This is a genomic window from Liquorilactobacillus aquaticus DSM 21051 (assembly GCF_001436755.1).
Taxonomy (GTDB): Bacteria; Bacillota; Bacilli; order Lactobacillales; family Lactobacillaceae; genus Liquorilactobacillus; species Liquorilactobacillus aquaticus.
The window spans coordinates 34,364-54,011 of record NZ_AYZD01000025.1; the positions used below are offsets into that span (position 1 = coordinate 34,364).

The 19,648-nt window shown below is 38.9% G+C and carries 14 protein-coding genes; 5 read left to right on the forward strand and 9 right to left on the reverse strand.

Going from position 1 to position 19,648, the window contains the following annotated elements; genetic code table 11:
* Positions 1-149 precede the first annotated feature (149 nt).
* Positions 150-500, forward strand: coding sequence for a helix-turn-helix domain-containing protein (locus FC19_RS08515; protein ID WP_057876544.1), 351 nt, complete (start codon positions 150-152; stop codon positions 498-500).
* A 217-nt stretch (positions 501-717) separates the two neighbouring features.
* Here FC19_RS08515 and FC19_RS08520 read toward each other — a convergent pair whose 3' ends face one another.
* From FC19_RS08520 to helD, 4 genes are all read right to left on the reverse strand, one after another.
* Entirely contained in the window at positions 718-3,384 is a 2,667-nt protein-coding gene (locus FC19_RS08520) for an AAA family ATPase (protein ID WP_057876545.1), read from the reverse strand.
* A 467-nt stretch (positions 3,385-3,851) separates the two neighbouring features.
* On the reverse strand, positions 3,852-5,408 hold the full coding sequence (guaA, locus tag FC19_RS08525; RefSeq protein WP_057876546.1) for a glutamine-hydrolyzing GMP synthase: 1,557 nt from the start codon (positions 5,406-5,408) through the stop codon (positions 3,852-3,854).
* 110 nt (positions 5,409-5,518) lie between these two features.
* Complete coding sequence (coaA, locus tag FC19_RS08530; protein WP_057876547.1) at positions 5,519-6,439, reverse strand: type I pantothenate kinase; 921 nt, start codon at positions 6,437-6,439, stop codon at positions 5,519-5,521.
* 136 nt (positions 6,440-6,575) lie between these two features.
* Positions 6,576-8,873, reverse strand: a complete 2,298-nt coding sequence (gene helD, locus FC19_RS08535; protein WP_157061299.1) for an RNA polymerase recycling motor HelD — start codon at positions 8,871-8,873, stop codon at positions 6,576-6,578.
* A 171-nt stretch (positions 8,874-9,044) separates the two neighbouring features.
* Between helD and FC19_RS08540 the strand changes: the two genes are divergently transcribed.
* Both FC19_RS08540 and FC19_RS08545 read left to right on the forward strand, forming a co-directional pair.
* Positions 9,045-9,692 (forward strand): VTT domain-containing protein, encoded by a 648-nt coding sequence (locus FC19_RS08540; protein ID WP_057876549.1) that lies wholly within the window; start codon positions 9,045-9,047, stop codon positions 9,690-9,692.
* Between the two features lie 259 nt (positions 9,693-9,951).
* The gene (locus tag FC19_RS08545; RefSeq protein ID WP_057876550.1) at positions 9,952-10,623 is read left to right on the forward strand and encodes a histidine phosphatase family protein; all 672 of its coding nucleotides are present in this window, start codon (positions 9,952-9,954) and stop codon (positions 10,621-10,623) included.
* A 127-nt stretch (positions 10,624-10,750) separates the two neighbouring features.
* On the opposite strand, the gene FC19_RS08550 is transcribed toward FC19_RS08545, so the two are convergent.
* The 5 genes from FC19_RS08550 to FC19_RS08570 all read right to left on the reverse strand — a co-directional run bounded on the left by FC19_RS08550 (position 10,751) and on the right by FC19_RS08570 (position 16,521).
* Entirely contained in the window at positions 10,751-11,710 is a 960-nt protein-coding gene (locus tag FC19_RS08550; protein ID WP_057876551.1) for an ABC transporter ATP-binding protein, read from the reverse strand.
* Between the two features lie 25 nt (positions 11,711-11,735).
* Entirely contained in the window at positions 11,736-12,779 is a 1,044-nt protein-coding gene (locus tag FC19_RS08555; protein WP_057876552.1) for an ABC transporter ATP-binding protein, read from the reverse strand.
* Between the two features lie 9 nt (positions 12,780-12,788).
* Entirely contained in the window at positions 12,789-13,814 is a 1,026-nt protein-coding gene (locus FC19_RS08560; protein ID WP_057876553.1) for an ABC transporter permease, read from the reverse strand.
* A 5-nt stretch (positions 13,815-13,819) separates the two neighbouring features.
* A complete protein-coding gene (gene opp3b / locus FC19_RS08565; protein WP_057876554.1) occupies positions 13,820-14,749 on the reverse strand; it encodes an oligopeptide ABC transporter permease in 930 nt (309 codons plus the stop codon).
* A gap of 149 nt (positions 14,750-14,898) precedes the next feature.
* Positions 14,899-16,521 (reverse strand): peptide ABC transporter substrate-binding protein, encoded by a 1,623-nt coding sequence (locus FC19_RS08570; protein ID WP_057876555.1) that lies wholly within the window; start codon positions 16,519-16,521, stop codon positions 14,899-14,901.
* A 454-nt stretch (positions 16,522-16,975) separates the two neighbouring features.
* Between FC19_RS08570 and hflX the strand changes: the two genes are divergently transcribed.
* Together hflX and FC19_RS08580 are read left to right on the forward strand one after the other, a co-directional pair.
* Positions 16,976-18,226, forward strand: coding sequence for a GTPase HflX (gene hflX, locus FC19_RS08575; protein ID WP_057876556.1), 1,251 nt, complete (start codon positions 16,976-16,978; stop codon positions 18,224-18,226).
* Positions 18,227-18,287: 61 nt separating this feature from the next.
* Positions 18,288-19,607, forward strand: coding sequence for an APC family permease (locus tag FC19_RS08580; RefSeq protein WP_057876557.1), 1,320 nt, complete (start codon positions 18,288-18,290; stop codon positions 19,605-19,607).
* The last annotated feature ends 41 nt before the right edge of the window (positions 19,608-19,648 follow it).

Below are 19,648 nucleotides of genomic sequence, written 5' to 3' on the forward strand. Positions count from 1 at the left end.
GTGCATCTCCTAACATATTATTTTCCACAAAGATATTTTAACACAAAGTATTACTATTTTAACAGTTTATTTTAATTACTATAATGAGTTATTTTTAGTGATGAAAAGCTTTAATGTCATGTATATAAGAAATGATATGAGGTATTTTTATGAAAAATGACTTTAACATTGGTAATAATATACGCATTCAAAGAAAAAAATCCGGCCTAACACAAGAAAAGTTAGCTGAATATAGTGGTTTATCTATAAATTTTATTTCTAAGCTTGAGCGCACTGATGGCCAGAATATTAGTATTAAGAAACTTAAGTCCATAGCTGATACACTTGGTGTAAATATTATTTCATTAATAGAAAATAACTTATCATCTCCAAATGAACCTTCTCCTAAAATTCCTCCCTCAATGTCTCTCCTTTTCAAACAATTAAACAGTTTTGATTATGATAAAGCTAACAAAATAAGCAAACACCTTTCAATGCTTATTGATGATTTAAACAAATAAAAAAGAGACTAGATTTTAAGTCTCTTAATAATGTACTTTAAAACTGATACAATTTTCTAAACTCAATGGATATGCTAAAGTTAATATCTTGGCTCCTTTTTCCTGCTTATCGTTGATAAAAACTCATTATTGTTAAATATAAAGAATTTCTTCATTAACCCACATAAGTCTACAAAAATTGGGCTGCTATTAACATCCATAAAATTAGGTAAAATACTCAATTGCCCACAGAAATTAGCCTTGAATTTTTAACCTTTATTAAACTTGTAAGATACTCGTCGAGTGGAGCTATCCTCTCATTCAACAAGATTTTTGTTTCAGCACAGTCTAGCTGATCGCCATTTTCCTCTTCATGAGTCCCCTTATTAACTAAAAACCAGTCTATGCCTCTGTCATCTAATATTTTATCCAAAATTTCAATTACAGGTGACATAACAGCTAATTCATCAGCATTGCCTTTTAGCTTTTTTTTAAATGAGGAATTAAGTGTTGTCAACACATTTTTGGTTTCAGGATCTGGTCGCGATAGATCAACAAGAATGCTAATTCGTTCATGAAATCGTTTGCTAAATAATTTCCAAAGTTTGACCATAATCACCTCAAGCTCTCTTCTACAATCTGCAAGACATCCTCTCACATCTTCTTCTTCAAGTCTTTTTGATGCCAAAACAATATAATTCTGACTTCTATCAATAGGTTGGACATCTGAACAAATGCCTTTAGATTTAAAAGTAATTTCTTTTATTTCTGGTCTTAAAGACTGGGGCGTAGCACTAATGAGCTGTTTTGCAAATTCTTGACCATGAGTAGTCACAATCCATTGAACATTCGAAAATATGTCCTTCGTGTCAGTAATAAGCTCAGCAATTGCTTTCCTGTGATCATCATCAATAGCATTTACAACATCATCAAAAACAATAAATAACTGGTCATTTTTCAATGCTTTTGCAAGGAGTATAGCTAATCCAAGTGTACGAATATGCCCTTCACTTAAAACATCAAGTGCATTTACTAATGGAGCATCTTGAACATTAAATTTAATCTTAATAACCTCATTAGCGGAAGTTGGCAGTTCCAAATTCGTCAGTTGCTCACTTTCAAAATCATATTGATTAATGAGATTATATATTTTAAGCGTCAATTCATTTAAATTCGACAATTCTATGATTGGAAGTTGCTCAGTATAATGTTTAAGTTTACCCACTAATCCCTTATACGCATCTGCATAAGATTTAAATGACGCATTATATCGCTTGGCTTCCTTTGCTTTATCAATCAATTCCCCCCATAATTGTTTTGAATTCTTTATATCTAATTTCAATTGTTCTTGGCGTGCTTTTGCGTTATCAAGTACACCGATTGAGTTCACAAAAATTCCTTCTGCTTTATTCAGATCAGCCATTTCCGACTGAAGTTGTTGTTTTCTAGCTTGTCGAGTAGCATTTCCTTCATTAAATTCTTTTACGCCAGCTTTTGCTTTCAAAAAATCATCTTGACTTATCCATGCTTTATCTGGTATTACCTTTTGTTCGTCAAACAAATCATCTAGCGCATTAATCAACGGTTCAGTTGGGAGAAGCTCTGACAACTTAACCAATTCAAGCTTTTGATTCAAAGCTCGAAGTGATGCTTCTAATTCCCTAGCTTGTTTGTTTAGTTGCCTATATTCAGAGTTTGTTTGTTTTTCAAGAGTAGTTGCTGCTTCAAAATTTTTTTGTACTTCTGTAGCATGCTTATATGGATCAACTTTCACCATTAAAGACCCAGAAGCATTTCGAATTGGGGTAAGACAAGCAGGGCAATTATCAGAATTAATCGCCTTTTGTTTCAGTATCACTTTAGCTAATTCTACTAGTGATAAATCATCTTTATAATCCTTTAATCTTAAACAATCTTTATGGTATGTATCACGTGTTTTCAAAAAAAATTGTTGCATTGTTTCAACATTTGAAAGCAATTTTTCTGGTAACGATGCCGTATCACCGATTGAATTCAGTTTCAAATTAATATTCCTTTTCTGGGTGATAAAATATAAATCTAATTTTTTCCGATCCTTCTGATCATATTTTTCTAATAAATCTTTCAAATTAGCGTTTGATCCCTTTAGGGCTTCTTCTAAGTCTGAAAACCGTTTGTTATTGGATTCAAACTTAGCCTTGGCCTCACTTAGCTGTTTATCAAGTTCATCAACATATGGCATATAATTATCAATATCTTTTGAAAAGCCGCTAACAAACTTATTCCAAGTATCAAGACCAACAAGTGTGGCAAGACGTTGTTGCTGGACTGAAGTTGTTTCAGCAGATATTCGTGCAAAATTTTCAATGCGATTTCTCTCCACGATCGCAAAGTTGAATTGCTCTGGATTCGGAGTAACTTTTATCTCACTTCCATCATCATCCACACCAATCAACACAGGATGCATCGCAGTATTAGTATAAATATTTTTGATGTATTCCTCAATGTCAATTCGTTTAAACTTAGCTTCTTGAATACTATCCATCAATGAAAATTCAATCGCATCTACAAAACTTGACTTACCAGTTCCATTGCGTCCATAAATAAAAGTGAATTTACTGCCAAAGCTAAACTCTTGCTGACTCTGAAATCCTCTAAAACTCTTCACTGTCATTTTAGCCAATCGAGCAACTCTATTTTCTGTATAGTGCGGCATTGACCGGTCTGGTAATTCGAGTTTCGATTCTTTGTTCTCACTAATGAGTCGGGAAATAGTTCTTTGTCGGACACCTGAATAAAAAGTTGTTTTTTCTAGCTCTTTAAAGTGTAAATACATCAATATACACAACTTATTTTCAAAAAATGTCAACTCAGGCTCTGATTCTTCAATAAATTTTCTTAAAATTTCCGCATCTTTCAATGACATACAAACGCCTCCAACCTATCTAGACTATATTTTACCACAATAAAAAAATAGATATGTTTTATCATTATCAATTGAATTAAAAAATTAACGTATGTATAAATGCGGATAAATTTTAATCAAAGAAATAAATTTACCATAGGAATCATATTCAATTCTTCTGTGACCTAATGAATTTTGAAATGTATTCATACTTTATTCACTAGCGACTCATTAAATTAACTGAATCAATTATAGCCTTTATAGCCTATAGGTATTACAAATTATCATATTTCACATTAAAATACATTACGTACAGAAATATAATTTTCTATCATTAATATAAAAGAAAAACCACCAGAACTTACTCTGATGGAATTAAAACAGTAGACTTTTGGTAGACAAGTCTGTTTATTTGGATGTTTTTTGCCTAGTTTTCCCTCTTAAAACGTTGATAAACTGGGATTGCCTCTTCAAGTTAAGTTGGCTTTTTATTCCCACTCAATCGTTGCTGGTGGCTTGGACGTAATGTCGTAAACTACGCGGTTGACATGTGCAACTTCGTTCACGATACGGACAGAGATCTCTTGGAGAACATCCCATGGAATCTTGGCGAAGTCAGCTGTCATACCGTCGATTGAGGTCACGGCACGAATTCCGACCGTGTAATCGTATGTGCGGCCATCACCCATTACACCAACACTTCTGATGCCGGGTAAGACGGTGAAGTACTGCCAGATTTCACGTTCGAGTCCGTGATTAGCAACTTCTTCACGTAAGATCAAGTCGCTATCGCGCACGATCTGTAATTTTTCTTCAGTGATTTCACCAATGACACGAATCCCTAAACCAGGACCAGGGAACGGTTGACGCCATACTAATTCAGATGGCATCCCCAGCTTTTCACCCAATTCGCGGACTTCATCTTTGAACAAAGTATTCAAAGGTTCGATCAGCTGGAATTGAATATCTTCTGGCAATCCACCGACATTATGATGCGACTTGATCGTCTGTGCCGTATCTGTTCCAGATTCGATCACATCAGTATACAGCGTTCCTTGAGCTAGATAGTCGATCCCGTCTAACTTGGCAGCTTCATCATCAAACACGCGGATAAATTCATTACCGATAATTTTACGTTTCTTTTCTGGATCAGAAACACCGGCGAGCTTTTTCATAAAGCGTTCTTTTGCGTTGACTTGGATAATATTCAAGCCAAACTTGCCCTTTAGGCTTTCCATGACTTGTTCAACTTCACCCTTACGTAAAAGTCCATGGTCAACAAAGATACTCGTCAATTGCGGGCCGATCGCTTTATGCAGCAGCACTCCGACAACAGACGAATCAACTCCACCGGAAAGCCCCAGCAGGACCTTCTTGTCACCGACAGTTTCACGGATCTTGGCGATTTGCATATCAATGAAGTCATCCATTGACCAGTTATCGCGTGCTTCACAGACATCGAATGCAAAATGACGCAAAATTTCATTGCCGTATTCTGTATTGCGAACCTCAGTATGGAATTGCAAACCATAAAATTTCTTGTCATTATTAGCCATTGCGGAAATCGGACAGTTCTCACTTGTAGCTGTCGCTTTGAAGCCATCTGGAACCTGTGTCACCAAGTCTCCGTGACTCATCCAGACCGTTTGTTTTTGAGGAAGATCTTGGAAAAGAACCGCCTTGTCGTCTGTAACTTCAATGACAGCTTTTCCATATTCCTTATTGGTCGCACCTTCGACTTTACCACCTGGTAACTCAGTTGCCATTAGCTGCATCCCGTAGCAGATACCGAGAATCGGTATTCCGAGTTTAAAGATCTCTGGATCAACATGGAAGGCTTTTCCATCATAAACACTGTTAGGACCACCGGAAAAAATAATACCCTTAGGTGCCATTTTCTTTATCTCAGCCGCCGTTATTTTATGTGATAATAATTCTGAATAAACACCAAATTCGCGAATTCGGCGTGTAATTAATTGATTATACTGACTCCCAAAGTCAAGAACAATGATCTTATCAAAAGCCTGCATGTCAATATTTGTCAAGATATTCACCTCATCTTATTTTTACTACTACATTCTCCCACTTATTTTACAGATAGTTAAGAGACTGGTCAAATCAAATTATGGAAACCACGTACATTTATGACAGTTTTTTAATATTTCCGTAGAAATAGTTCGTTTACTAGATGGTTTTTCGTCTTATGAACAATCAAATCTGCGCGATTTCTGGTTGGTACAATATATTCATGCAGGTTAGGCCGATTGATCGAACGCCAGACTCGCTTAGCCATTCTGAAAGCTGAAGAACGATCCCCTATAGCATACGGATAGTAATAATTTGTTGGATCTTGAAAGGCTGTATCCAGCAGCATCTCAAAACGTTCCAAATACCATTTTTGAATCAGGCTCTCCTGCGCATCAACATAGATCGAGAAGTCAAAGAAATCACTAACATACAATTGCTGCTTGCTTGGCAGTTGCAAAACATTAATTCCCTCAACAATCAAAATATCAGGATTATCAACGATCTCGTATTCTCCCGGTATGATGTCGTAGACCTTGTGCGAATAAACTGGTGCCTTAGCGAGAAGACCGTTTTTGACATCATTTGTGAAAAGCAGCAGGCGCCGCATATCATATGATTCAGGGAAGCCCTTGCGCTTCATTAAGCGGCGTCTTTTCAGCTCCTTATTTGGAAAAAGGAAACCGTCTGTTGTGATCAGCTGGACTTTTTTATCTGGATAGATCTCGCTCAGCATCGTCTGTAACAAGCGGGCAATCGTGCTTTTACCGACAGCAACACTTCCTGCGATGCCTAATATGAAAGGCACCTTATGCGGCTCAACTCCCAAGAACGCAGCCTGTTTATTTAAAAGATCTTGGCGCGACTCAAGATGCAGCCCCAGAAGATGGACCAGCGGCACATAAACATCTTGCACATCTTGCAGCGAAATCCGATCATTCAATGATTTGATTCGGACCAACTCGGCTGCATTCAAAGGAGAGATATGATCCTGATAAAATTCACGCCATTCCTCTCGCGGAATCTTGTAGTAATTCATTTGATTATACATTGGCGGCTCCCTATATCTACTTAAAATAATTATGCTGATTATACCATTTTTTAGCTGCAAGCCTAAATAGTAATGACTAGTATTTCTTCAAAATAACTCAAACTGACTCATCTAAATCTTACTCAAGCAAACAGTCCTATTGTTTCAGTTCATAATATTTTGTCGGAACGCGTTCGAATAACGATGATAGTCCACCGTAAGCGTAGATGCTCAAGCGGTGCATCGCCCGCGAACAAATCGTGTAGACCAACTGCCGTTCACTCTCAAGCGCATAGTTCTCCTTGTTGGCATTCCACATGATAACAGCATCAAACTCAAGCCCTTTGGCTAAAAAGGCTGGCACGATGATCGTTCCTGCAGCCAAGCGCTGATTTTCCGTCTTAATCAACGTTACCTTTACTTCTTTAGCGCGCAGAGCATTCGTCAGTTCTTCGCATTCCCTAAGCGTTTTACAAATAATCGCGGTTGTCAGCTGGTCAGCATCGTTCTTCTTGATTTGCGCAACAACATCGTTTGTCAGTGCGTCCGGTGTCGTGTCTACCATGATCTGCGGTAGTTCTCCCTTGCGTTCAAATGATTCCACGGCAGCTCCGTCAATAAGAATCTGCTTGGTAAAGTCAGTGATCTGCTGGGTCGAGCGATAAGATTTGGTCAGCTGTACAACCTTGGTTTTATCCTTGGGGAACATTACACTCACGTCATCTAATAAATTATAGCTGTTTGTTTTTGTGAAAATTGCTTGATTTAGATCTCCGAGAACAGTGAATCTGGCACGCGGAAAGTTTTCTTTCAAGAATGCCAACTGGTAAGGTGTGTAATCTTGAATCTCATCGATAAAGACGTGTCGCATCTCAACGTTCCCACGCTTGCCGGTAATTCGATCATATAAACACAAATACGGTGTAACATCTGCGAGCTGCATCTTTCTTGCTTTCAGCCGATCGATCACATCTGCAATACTATCTTTCCATTGCTCTACTGAAATCCCCATCTTCGATAATTCGATCAATTCTGGCACATTTTTAAGAAAGTGAACGTACTGAGCATTGATATTTAAAAAGCGATTATGAACAATATCAGCATGAATCTTCTTGTACTGTTCCATGACGAAACGACGGGCAAGGAAACGCAATTCTTTATCACCATTTTCAAAATCACGTGGTTGATCACCATATAACTCTGCCAACTGTTGCGAACTTGCCTCTTGAATAGCTTTTTCGACCCATTCGGTCCGCGATTCACTTTCAACTTTGCGATTGAGCATCTTCAACAAACGTTCTTTGGTAGCGCTCAGTCGATTGCGTAAATGATAATTTTCGTTGAAACTATAATATATTTGACTAATTTTATTCCGATCAAAGAAAGGTTTGCCGCGAAACATGATATTCTTGAAACGCATGTTCTTCTTCTCAAGGTAACGCGTATATGCCGTTGTTGCCTCAAAGAAAAGCAGGCTATTCTTCAAATTAAGAATTTTTTGCTGGGATGGGGTCCGCTTGGCCTCAAATCTTTCTTGGAGCGTCTCAACGCTAACTCGCGGAAGCCGGCGCTGTGCGTATTGATAATACGTCATCTGAACCATATTATGTTCACCTAATTCCGGCAGAACTTGATCGATATAATCGTTAAACAATTGATTAGGTGAGAATAAGATAACCTGGCTAGCGGTCAACTTGCCACGGTACCGGTACAGTAAATAGGCCACTCGCTGCAAGACAGCAGAGGTTTTACCCGAACCAGCTGCACCTTGAACGAAGAGAAGTTCTGCATTAGTCTCACGAATGATCTGATTTTGTTCCTTTTGAATAGTTGTGACAATACTCTTCATCTTAGTGTCAGATGATTCATCCAGCACATCCAGCAGCATCTGATCTCCAACTGCTTCATCCGTGTCAAAGACTGTCTTTATCTTTCCGTCTTCAACTAGAAACTGTCTCTTTAAAGTTACATTCACATGCTGCGGCCCATCTGGTGTCTGATAAGTAATATCCCCGATCCCGCCATCATAATAAATGCTTGAGATTGGGGCACGCCAGTCATAAATCAAAAAATTATCTGGTTGGTCAGCAAATGAACCCAACCCAATGTAGATCGATTCCGCTCTTTTTTCGCCCTTCTCCTGAAAATCAATTCGAGCAAAATATGGTGTCTTCTCCAATTTTTTTAAGATATCCAGTCTTTTGGTAGCATGCTGCCAACTGTTTTCGCGTTCCTGCAGCATTTGCTGCTGCTGCCGAACTGTAGCAGCTGTTTCAAAAATACCCGAATATGACTCTGTTTTTAGTCGTAAGTTATTTGAAAAATCATTCTTAATGGCGTGGGTGTCGCTTTCGGCATTCTTAATTTCTTCATGATGCTTTTTTTCCGCTATCTTAATCTTGTCTATAACGTCATCCATTCGCTGCTGTTCTTGTTCCCTGATCGTCAAATAAATCCCCCCGCTCACATAATTACTGATCATACAATTCTATCATTTTTACTGAACAGCTACAATTAAAGCCTATTCAAAGAAAGTTAAAAATAGTTTAACTGCAGCTATATTACTGGTAATTTGTCCTCAAACCCAGTAGAATTCAATTAAATACATTGTAAAGGAAGTGTTGTCTTGATTAGTCAAGCTTTGTTTTTTCTCTCTCACTTTCATCTCTATTTAGCACCACTAATTGAGACACTTGGTGGGTGGGTGTATCTTGCCTTATTTGCCCTTGTTTTTATGGAAACCGGGCTTGTAGTCTTTGCGTTTCTTCCAGGTGAGTCACTGATCTTCTTCACGAGTACTTTAGCTGCTCTTACAGGCTCGACACTTGATATTCGCATATTGCTCCCTGTGTTTTTCTTCGCTGCTTTGATCGGAGATACTGTCAACTACGAAATTGGTCGTAATCTGCATAGATTACCGCTCTTTAGACGTTTGATACCGGAAGAAAAGCTTGAAAAAACGCAACGCTTCTTCGAAAAACATGGTGGAAAAACTGTTATTTTTGGACGTTTTATTCCTTTGATCAGAACCTTTATCCCTTTGATTTCTGGAAGTGCCAAAATGGATTATAAACGTTTTTCAATTTATAATTTGCTCGGGGTCTTACTTTGGGTAACATTTGGATCTTCTCTAGGTTATTTCTTCGGCCAAATCAGTTATGTCCAAGAACACTTCTCTTTAATCTTTATCGCCTTAGCAGCTTTGACAGCTGTGCCAGGGCTATTCGTACTACTTTACCGTTTCATGAAAAACGGTACTACCGCAGGTTACTGATACTAACTTAAATCTAAATTCAACAAGGCTGAGGAAAGCGACTGTTTGCCCCCAGCCTTTTTTAGATACCGCATATTTTAATTTGGCTTGGCAGGTTTGCCCCTACCCATGCAAGCTTTTCTTTCACTTTATGTCGATGATCAAGCTTTTTTGTTTTTTTCAACTATTTGTAAACAATTTGATTTCAGTCAAGACGAATTTCAATGTATACTTATTGTAGCGCTAATTATTTCGTAACTAACTTTTAGGAGGCAAATTGATGTCGTTTACTATTTATTTTGTACGTCACGGACAAACCTTTTTAAATCATTATCGTCGAATGCAAGGATGGTGTGACTCACCTTTAACACCTAAAGGAATTGAAGACGGACACCGCGCGGGACGCCATCTGGCTCATATCAATTTCTCTGATGTTTATCATAGTGATACAACTCGAGCAAAGCGGACCTGCGGTTATATTATCGACGAAAATGTAGCATCAGCAGAACTCCCGCAGCCTAAAATTCTGCGTAATTTTCGGGAACAAAGTTATGGCTATTTCGAAGGCAATGACTCAAGTCAAACTTGGTTGATGGTAGGAGCTATCCATGGCTGCGAAACCTTCGAAGAATTGATCACTAAGTACTCAATTGAAAAATCGCGTGACTTCATGAAAGAAACTGATCCATTTCATGACGCTGAAAATGATACTGAATACTGGGCTCGTGTTAATGCTGGGTTTGATTATTTGCGCACTAAACAACAGGACAATGACAAAGTTCTGCTTGTCAGTCATGGCACAACCATCCGCAGTATCGTCCACCGTTTTGCACCTGACATCGACATTATCTCAAGAGGACCAGCTAATGGTTCTGTTACAAAAATGATCGTTGATAATGATAATGTCAAAGTTGAATACTACAACCATTATCTCGACGAACAAACTTATTAAACTGTATTTTGAGTTAATCACAGCCAATCGCTGCTCGCTTTAGTCAAAAAAAAGACTTCGTATATTCAATTTAATGAATATATGGAGTCTTTTTTTCTAGCCGATCATCGACTACTTCAAATTAAAACTAGGCTTTCTGCTCATATGTTTCTGCCTTCTGACGATAACCCGCAACTTCATCCTCTGTGCAGCGAACAAAATGACCTGGGACAATTTCACGCAATTTGCGTGGATTATCTGGATGGTCTTGTTCTCCCGAAGAATCATAAGGGATCTGCTTGCGGTTCCGCTCGTACTCTGGGTCTGGCACGGGTACAGCCGAAATCAAACTAGCAGTGTAATCATGCAGTGGATGTGCGTATACCTCATCGGCTGTTCCAACTTCCAGCAGCTTGCCATAATGCATAACACCGATCCGATCAGAAATATACTTGACCATTGATAGGTCATGGGCAATGAAAAGATATGTTAATCCATGTTCTCGCTGCAGATCCTTCAACAAATTGACAACCTGGGCTTGGATCGACACATCCAAAGCCGAAATTGGTTCATCAGCGATAATAAATTTAGGCTTAACTGCCAAAGCACGTGCAATTCCAATTCTTTGACGCTGCCCACCTGAAAATTCATGTGGATACCGACTTGAATGATCTCGGTTGAGCCCAACTGTTTCCAGCAGGTCTTCAACCATCTTGCTGCGTTCTGCATCGTCTTTTGCAAGGTGGTGAATATCAATTCCTTCAGCGACAATATCCTTGATCTTCATCCTGGGGTTCAGTGAAGCATATGGATCTTGGAAAATCATCTGCATTTCTCTTCTGAAATCCAAAAAATCCTTTTTAGTTTTCAACTTACTGATATCCTTACCCTCAAATAAGATACTTCCGTCAGTCGGCTCATATAAATGAATGATACTTCTTCCAGTAGTTGTCTTCCCCGAACCAGATTCACCAACAAGCCCAAATGTTTCCCCTTCATAGACATCAAAAGTAATGTCATCAACTGCTTTGACCTCATCGAGTTTTCCCACATTGAAGTATTGTTTAAGGTGTTTTACTTCCAAAATTTTTTTCCGTTTTTCTGACATACGGTCTTCTTCCTTCCTCAGTCTCTCAAATTGCTTCATGAGCCATTATGTCTTTAAAGGTCTGTCTGCGACGGATAATTTCATCTGGCGGTGTAACTTTAGGTGCATCCGGATGCAACAGCCACGTTGCAGCATAATGTGTCTCTGAGACCTTGAAGAATGGCGGCCTCTGTTCAGCATCAATTTTCATCGCGTACGGATTGCGCGCTACGAAAGGATCTCCTTTAGGTGGATCCAACAAATCCGGCGGAGTTCCTGGAATTGCTTCAAGCTTCGTACTTGATAAGGTCGGCATTGAATTCAACAGGCCCCAAGTATAAGGATGCTGCGGATTAAAGAAGATCTCATCAACAGTTCCGTATTCAACGATCTGTCCAGCATACATAACTGCAACTCGATCTGCCATCCCAGCCACAACTCCAAGATCATGCGTGATGAAAATAATCGATGTGTCGATCTTCTCTTGTAATTCCTTCATCAATTCTAAGATCTGAGCCTGGATCGTGACATCTAACGCCGTCGTTGGTTCATCGGCAATCAGTATTTCCGGATAGCAAACCAGCGCAATCGCAATTACGATCCGTTGTCTCTGACCTCCAGAAAATTGATGCGGATAATTTCTTATCCGTTCTTCCGCATCTGTGATTCCAACCAGTTTCATCAATTCCAGCGCCTGTGCCCAGGCTTTTTTCTTATTAACATGTTTATGCTTGATAAGTGGTTCCGCGATCTGTTGTCCAATTCGCATTGTCGGATCAAGTGAAGTCATCGGATCCTGGAAAATCATCGCGATATCTTTTCCACGAATATTTTGCATTTCCTTTTCTGACTTTTTCAAGATGTCTTGATCATGAAACATAATTGAACCACCAGTGACCTCAGCGTTATTAGCGAGCAAGCCCATTAAACTTTTAGTTGTTACTGATTTACCTGAACCAGATTCACCAACAATTGCCAGTGTCTCTCCTTTATCCAGATGAAAGCTAACATCACGAATTGCTTTGACATCTCCAGCATAAGTGTGAAAATCGATTTTTAAGTTTTTTACATCTAAAATTCTTTCAGCCATTATCCTCATCTACCTCCTAGTCTTTGGATCAAATGCATCGCGTAATCCATCGCCAAGCAGGTTGAAAGCAATCATTAAGACACACAACACGATCGCAGGATACCACATTTGATACGGTAAGAATTGAAAGTTTTTCTGTCCATCATTCAGCAGCACACCTAACGAAGTCTGCGGTGCACTGATCCCTATTCCGATAAAGCTCAGGAACGCTTCGAAGAAGATCGCAGTCGGAATGGTATACATCGTTTGAATGATAATGATACTGGAAAGGTTAGGGACTAAGTGTTTCCACGCTATCTTCCACGGCGATTCACCCAAAGTCCTTGCAGCTAAAACATACTCTTGCGATTTCAGCTGCAAAGTCTCGGCTCGAATCATCCTGGCCATCGTTGTCCAACTTGAGATCGCAATCGCGGCAATAATCGACGTCATGCCGGGCTTCAAAACAATCAGCATCAACACAACAATTACCAGACTAGGAACAGAAGAGATAACCTCAATAATCCGTTGCATAACATTATCGACTCTACCGCCGCGCCAGCCGGAAATAATCCCGTATGCAACTCCCAGTGTCAGGTCAAAGAACGTCGCGACTAAAGCAACGATCAGTGAAATCTTCGTTCCATAAATAATTCGTTGCGCTAATGAATGACCTAGATAATCAGTTCCTAAGACAAAATACTTATTATTTGGAACATTATTTTGTTTATACTCATCAACCCATTCACCTGATACTTTCAGTTTTCCGTTCAATCCATTGATTGGAACCCCAGGAATTTTGGCTGGTAAATTAGCATATTGAGGAGCCGATTTAACCAAGGAATCGTGGTTGATAAAGGGGGTTGAGCCGAATGCCACAACCATCATCAAAATGATAACGAACAAAGATATAAGCGCACCCTTATTCATCTTCAACCGGCGCCATGCGTCCTGAACAAATGTTAATGACGGCGCAGCAATTTTTTCGTTATCCAACTCCGCAGCCTTAGGTAACGCCTCAAAACTTTCTGGACTTAACTTTATTTTTTCTTCCATTTTATTTAATCCCCACTTCCACTTAGTCGAATCCGCGGATCAATCATTCCATAAATGATATCCGTTATCAAAATAATGGCAACTAAGCCCGCAGAAAACAGCATCGTGACACCCATGATCGTTGGATAATCATTGGTCAGGATCGATTTAACAAATTGTTCCCCGATTCCAGGAATCGAGAAGATATTTTCAATAACCATCGAACCTGTCATAAGAGCAACCGTATACGGTCCGATCAAAGTTACTAGCGGTATCAAACTATTACGCAAAGCATGATGGTAAACAATTCCGTAACGGCTTAAACCCTTTGCCTTAGCCAATTCGATATAGTCTGAATTAAGTACATCAACCATTCCGGTTCGAATGAAACGCGCTGTCTCTGCCAAAGGTCCAACACCAAGTGCAATTGTTGGCAAGACCGTATAACTGAAATTACCCCAATCGGCAATTGGGAACCAACCGAGTTTCAACGCAATATAGAATTGCAGCAAAACAGCCAAAACAAAGTTAGGAACTGACTTCCCAATAATGGATAGAACTGTACATAAGGTATCGATCCATGTGTTCCTATGCACAGCTGCAATCGAACCAATGATTATTCCTAAAACAACCCCGAAAATCATTGCTTGGATACCGAGCTGTGCTGAGGCTCCGATTCGACTGGCAATTAAATACGAAACTGGTTGATTACTGAACTGGAATGAAACTCCAAGGTCACCATGGAGCATTCCACCCAAATAAATCAAGTACTGCATCCACATTGGTTTATTCAAACCATACTGTTCATTCATGATTTGAATTTGTTGAGCCGTCATTTTCTGTTGATTTGAATAAGGCGTCCCTGGCATCAATTTCATTAAGAAAAAGGTAATTGTTGCTACCAAGAATAACGTCAATATCATATAGAAAACACGTTTAAGAAGATATTTACGCATATTATTTCCTCACATTCTAAAAACAAGATAGATTAGCAAACCGCATTTAGCAGTCTTTCTTCATTATATACCGTCAAACAGCAATTGGGGGTTAACATTTGCTGTTAATCCCCCAATCAATTTTAAAATTCTAAAATAAACGGTACTGTTTACTTAATATATGCATCCTTAAAGTTGTAATTAGCACCAGAAGAGTTGTAAATTACACCCTTAACTTTAGATTTAACTAATGTTGCTTGTGCTTGTTGATAGATAGGAGAAATACCTTGGTCTTGCATTAAGATCTTTTCAGCCTGAACTAAATCATTCCAACGTTTTGTTGTGTTCCCGGAATCAGTTGTCTTAGAAGCCTCGATCAATTTGTCATATTCAGTGTTCTTCCAATTACCATTATTGTAAGAGTTATCTGAAGTAAACAAGTCTAAGAAACTGATTGGATCAGCAAAATCAGCGCCCCAAGCTGAAACAACGACATCGAAATTACCCTTTTCTGAACGATCTAAACGTGTCTTGAATGGTACATTAGTAACGGAAACCTTTGCACCTGGCAAACTTTCTTCAATCTGACTTTGTAAGAATGGAGTTGTTTTATTTCCAGAGTCTGTATCATCACTTAAGATGCTAAAGCTTAATTCCTTAACGCCCAATTCCTTCAAGCCTTCATTCCACAGCTTCTTAGCCTTAGCTGTATCTGTAGCAGTTGCATCTTTAACGACTGCCTCATCAGCAAAATCCTTGCCGTTATGCTTGGACAACCCAGATGCTACTAAGCCCTTAGCAACAGTTGAACCGTCACCCAAGACTTTGTTAACATACTGTTTACGGTCAATGACCAGTGAGATCGCTTGACGAATTTTCTTATTCTGGAATTCCTTTTTGGTTTGGTTATATTCAAGATAGAAAGTCGATGCACCACGACGTGTAACTAATTCTTTAGAGTTGCTCATCTGTTTTGCTTGTTCGGCATTTAAGTATGTCATGTCAAGCTTACCAGATTGATACAAGTTATAAGCCGTTGTGTTGCTCTTGTTGACTTTGTAATTGATGGCTGACAACTTAACATTCTTCTTGTCCCAATAATCATTATTTTTCTTCAATGTCCAGCTCAAATTAGTTCCTGTCCATTTAGTCAATTCATATGGTCCGTTATATACCATATACTTCGAAGCTGTGCCATACTTGCTGCCATACTTTTCAACAGCCTTTTGACTTTGTGGGTAGAAACTTGGGAAGCCCATCAATAACTTGAAGTATGGAAGTTTCTTATCTAGAGTAACAACTAATTTATAATTGCCTTCTGCTTTGATCCCTAAAGTAGATGGTGACTTCTTCCCATCCATAATGTCATCCGCATTTTGGATACCACTGAACAGGTAAGCGTATTGTGAACCAGTTGAAGGTTTAACCGTCCGCTGCCATGAGTAAACAAAATCTTTGGCAGTAACTTTATCACCATTACTCCATTTAGCATTCTTGCGCAGCGTGAATGTGTATTTCAGGCCATCACTAGAAACCGTGGTTTTAGTCGCAATACCCGGTTCGATCTTGCTATCCTTACCTAAACGATACAAACCTTCATTCGTATTGTTTAATGTATCAAAGCTGACACGGTCAGTTGCCTTGGAAAGATCTATTGTAGGCAACTCTGCGTTCTCATCCCAATTTAAGACTTGCTTGGTTGAGCTACTTGTACTTTTAGAACCGCAGGCTGCTAAAAAGACTGCCGACAGCACCGCAACTGCTCCAAGCTTAGCGAATTTATTCAATTTCATCGCAAAACTACTCCTTTTTTTGTTTCTAAACGAAACATTATTTATTACAGTGGTTAAATTTTATATGAAATTTAAATTAAATACAAGTAAAAATTCTTATATTCATGATAACAAAAAACAATCCGTTGAAATTATATGTTACAAAAAGTGCCATAACTTAGTTTTGTTAACATTTTTGCCGTTTTATTTACTTTTTCAAAGCAAAAAGCTCTATTATTTTCCAATCATAAAAACATTCGCTCTGATTGAAAAAAATGTTTTTCAAGGCTTTTTTTTCAAAATTATATTATTTTTCTTACTAATAAACATCGTCCAGCTCTCAAACGGCTGTGCTTAAATTATTAAAAAGTTAAAAAATTATTTAATATTTCTCTCAACTCTCATCTATATCTTATTCAGCGACCATCTTGATTAAATGTTATAATATTCAAATAACAAAGGAGGGGATTTCCTTATGATCCCAGTTATTATCGCCGGAATTGAGAATCAGCAAACCAATTTTGATTATTTAATGGAAGAATTAGCAGAATTGGCTTACGCAAATGGCATGCAAGTCGTTGCTGATGTTAGACAGAAGCTTCAGAGACCTGTTGCTGCAACCTACCTAGGCAAAGGTAAAATTCAGGAGCTCTACCGCATCGGCCAAGCAAAAGAAGCTGCCGTTTTGCTTTTGAATGATGAACTTTCACCAACACAGATCCGTAACTTAGAAAAAGAAACAAATCTGGATGTGCTTGACAGAACAGAATTGATCCTTGAAATTTTTTCGTCACGTGCGCGAACAAAAGAAGCTCAGCTTCAAGTAGAAATTGCGCGTTTGAAGTACAAATTACCTCGTTTAAGAACTTCTTCACACGAAAAGCTCGATCAGCAAAGTTCTGGCGGCTCACTTGCCAACCGTGGTGCAGGCGAAACAAAGCTTGAAATAAACCGGCGGACAATTCAAAAAAGAATTGCTCAGTTGAGCCGCGAATTGAAGAACATTGACAAGGAACAGCTGATCAAAAGCAGCTCGCGACGTGAATCAGGTCTCCCAAGTGTTGCGCTAGTCGGCTACACTAATTCAGGCAAATCAACCACAATGAACGGATTGCTTCACTTTTTAAATAGTCCTGATGCCAAAGAAGTCCTGACTAAAGATATGCTTTTTGCGACCCTTGACACATCTGTTCGCAAATTACACTTTAAAGATAATCGTGAATTTCTATTGAGTGATACGGTCGGTTTTGTCAGCAAATTACCGCACAACCTAGTCAAAGCCTTTCAATCTACTCTGGCAGAAGTCAAAAACGCAGACCTCTTGCTTCACGTTGTTGATATTTCTGACGAACACTCCGCTGAGATGATTAAAATCACAACTGAAACACTGAAGCAATTAGGAGTTGAAAACACTCCTATGATTTATGCCTTTAACAAAGCGGACAAGACTGGTGGAGACTATCCCGTAATCGAAGGCCTCCAAATAACTTATAGCGCACGCGATGAAGAATCAATAAGTGCTCTTGCGGACTTGATGAAACAGGTTCTTTTTAAAGATTACAAAACACATAAATACTTCATCTCTTACGAACAAGGACGCTATCTGGAAAAATTGAACAAGTTGGCACGTGTAACCAAAACGGATTATACAGAGAAAGGGACCGTGATAACTGCCGAAGTAGCACCAGTGCAGGAAGAATACTTCTCACGTTTCTTAACTGAATAAAATTTATCTGCAATTATTTGTCTTATAAATACAAACAAATAATGGGAAAGGAAAGTAAAGAATGAAACAACAAGCACAACTCAAGCGTTCACTTGGCCTATGGTCATCGCTTGCTTTAGTTATCGGAACAGTCATTGGTTCCGGTATTTTTTTCAAACAAGCATCAGTCCTTGATTATTCTCACTCAACCACAATGGCACTGCTAGCATGGATCTTCGGGGGACTTTTGACCCTAGCATCGGGTCTGACAATTGCAGAAATTGGTGCACAAATGCCCCACACTGGCGGACTTTATTTTTATATGGAAAAAATTTATGGCAAGTTGTGGGGATTTCTCTCTGGATGGATGCAAATTATTGTTTACGGACCAGCTATGATCGCTGCTTTAGGTTCTTATCTTGCTGTTTTATTAGTTGCCTTTTTTGATCTGCCCAATTCGTGGGAACACCCGTTAGCTATTTTTTCGGTGGCGCTTATAACAATTTTTAATTTATTGTCGAATCGTTATGGGGCTGCTTTTCAGATTCTAACTACGATCGGTAAATTTATTCCAATCATTGCAATTATCATCTTTGGACTTTTCTTTGGAGATCATAACGCTTTGGGGAATGTTGTCTCACAATCATCAAGCAGTTCTACAGGTAATTTTGGTGTCGCTATCCTAGCAACGCTTTTTGCATATGATGGCTGGATTCTACTGGCTAACATGGGAGGCGAGATCAAAAATCCGCAAAAACTACTTCCACTGGCAATAATTTGGGGACTTGTAATCGTCTTGGTTGCTTATATTTTAGTAACTTGGGGCATTTTCAGTGTTTTAACGGCTGACCAGATCCATCAATTCGGTGAAGATGCAGCACCTCACTTTGCTTCAATTGCATTTGGCAACTTAGGCGGAAAACTCCTTAATATTGGAATCATTATTTCGATTGCTGGCTGTCTGAATGGTAAGATCATGTCTTTTCCGCGTATCATGTATGCAATGGCCAAAAACGATGATCTACCTTTCTCTAAGAAATTAGCCTACGTTAACGCCAAAACACATAGTCCAATGATTGCAACTCTTGTAATTTTTTGCATTGCTGTTTTAATGATATTGAGTGTCAATGCTGATCGTTTGACTGAACTATGCATTTTTACTGTCTATTGTTTCTACGTTATAGCATTTTGCGGACTTTTCAAACTAAGACTCGTTCATCCGCAGCGACCTCGTCCATTCTCAGTTCCCCTTTATCCATGGATTCCCTTGATTGCGATTGGAGGAGCCATCTTTGTTCTGATCAGTGAAATCATCAGTGATACTCAAGGTGTTTTAGTCTCGCTGATAATCGTCATTGTTGGGATCCCAATCTACTTCTATAAAAATAGACCCGAGCGGTGATTTCATTTACAATGTTCAAAACAAAAAAGCTGTCCTTGATA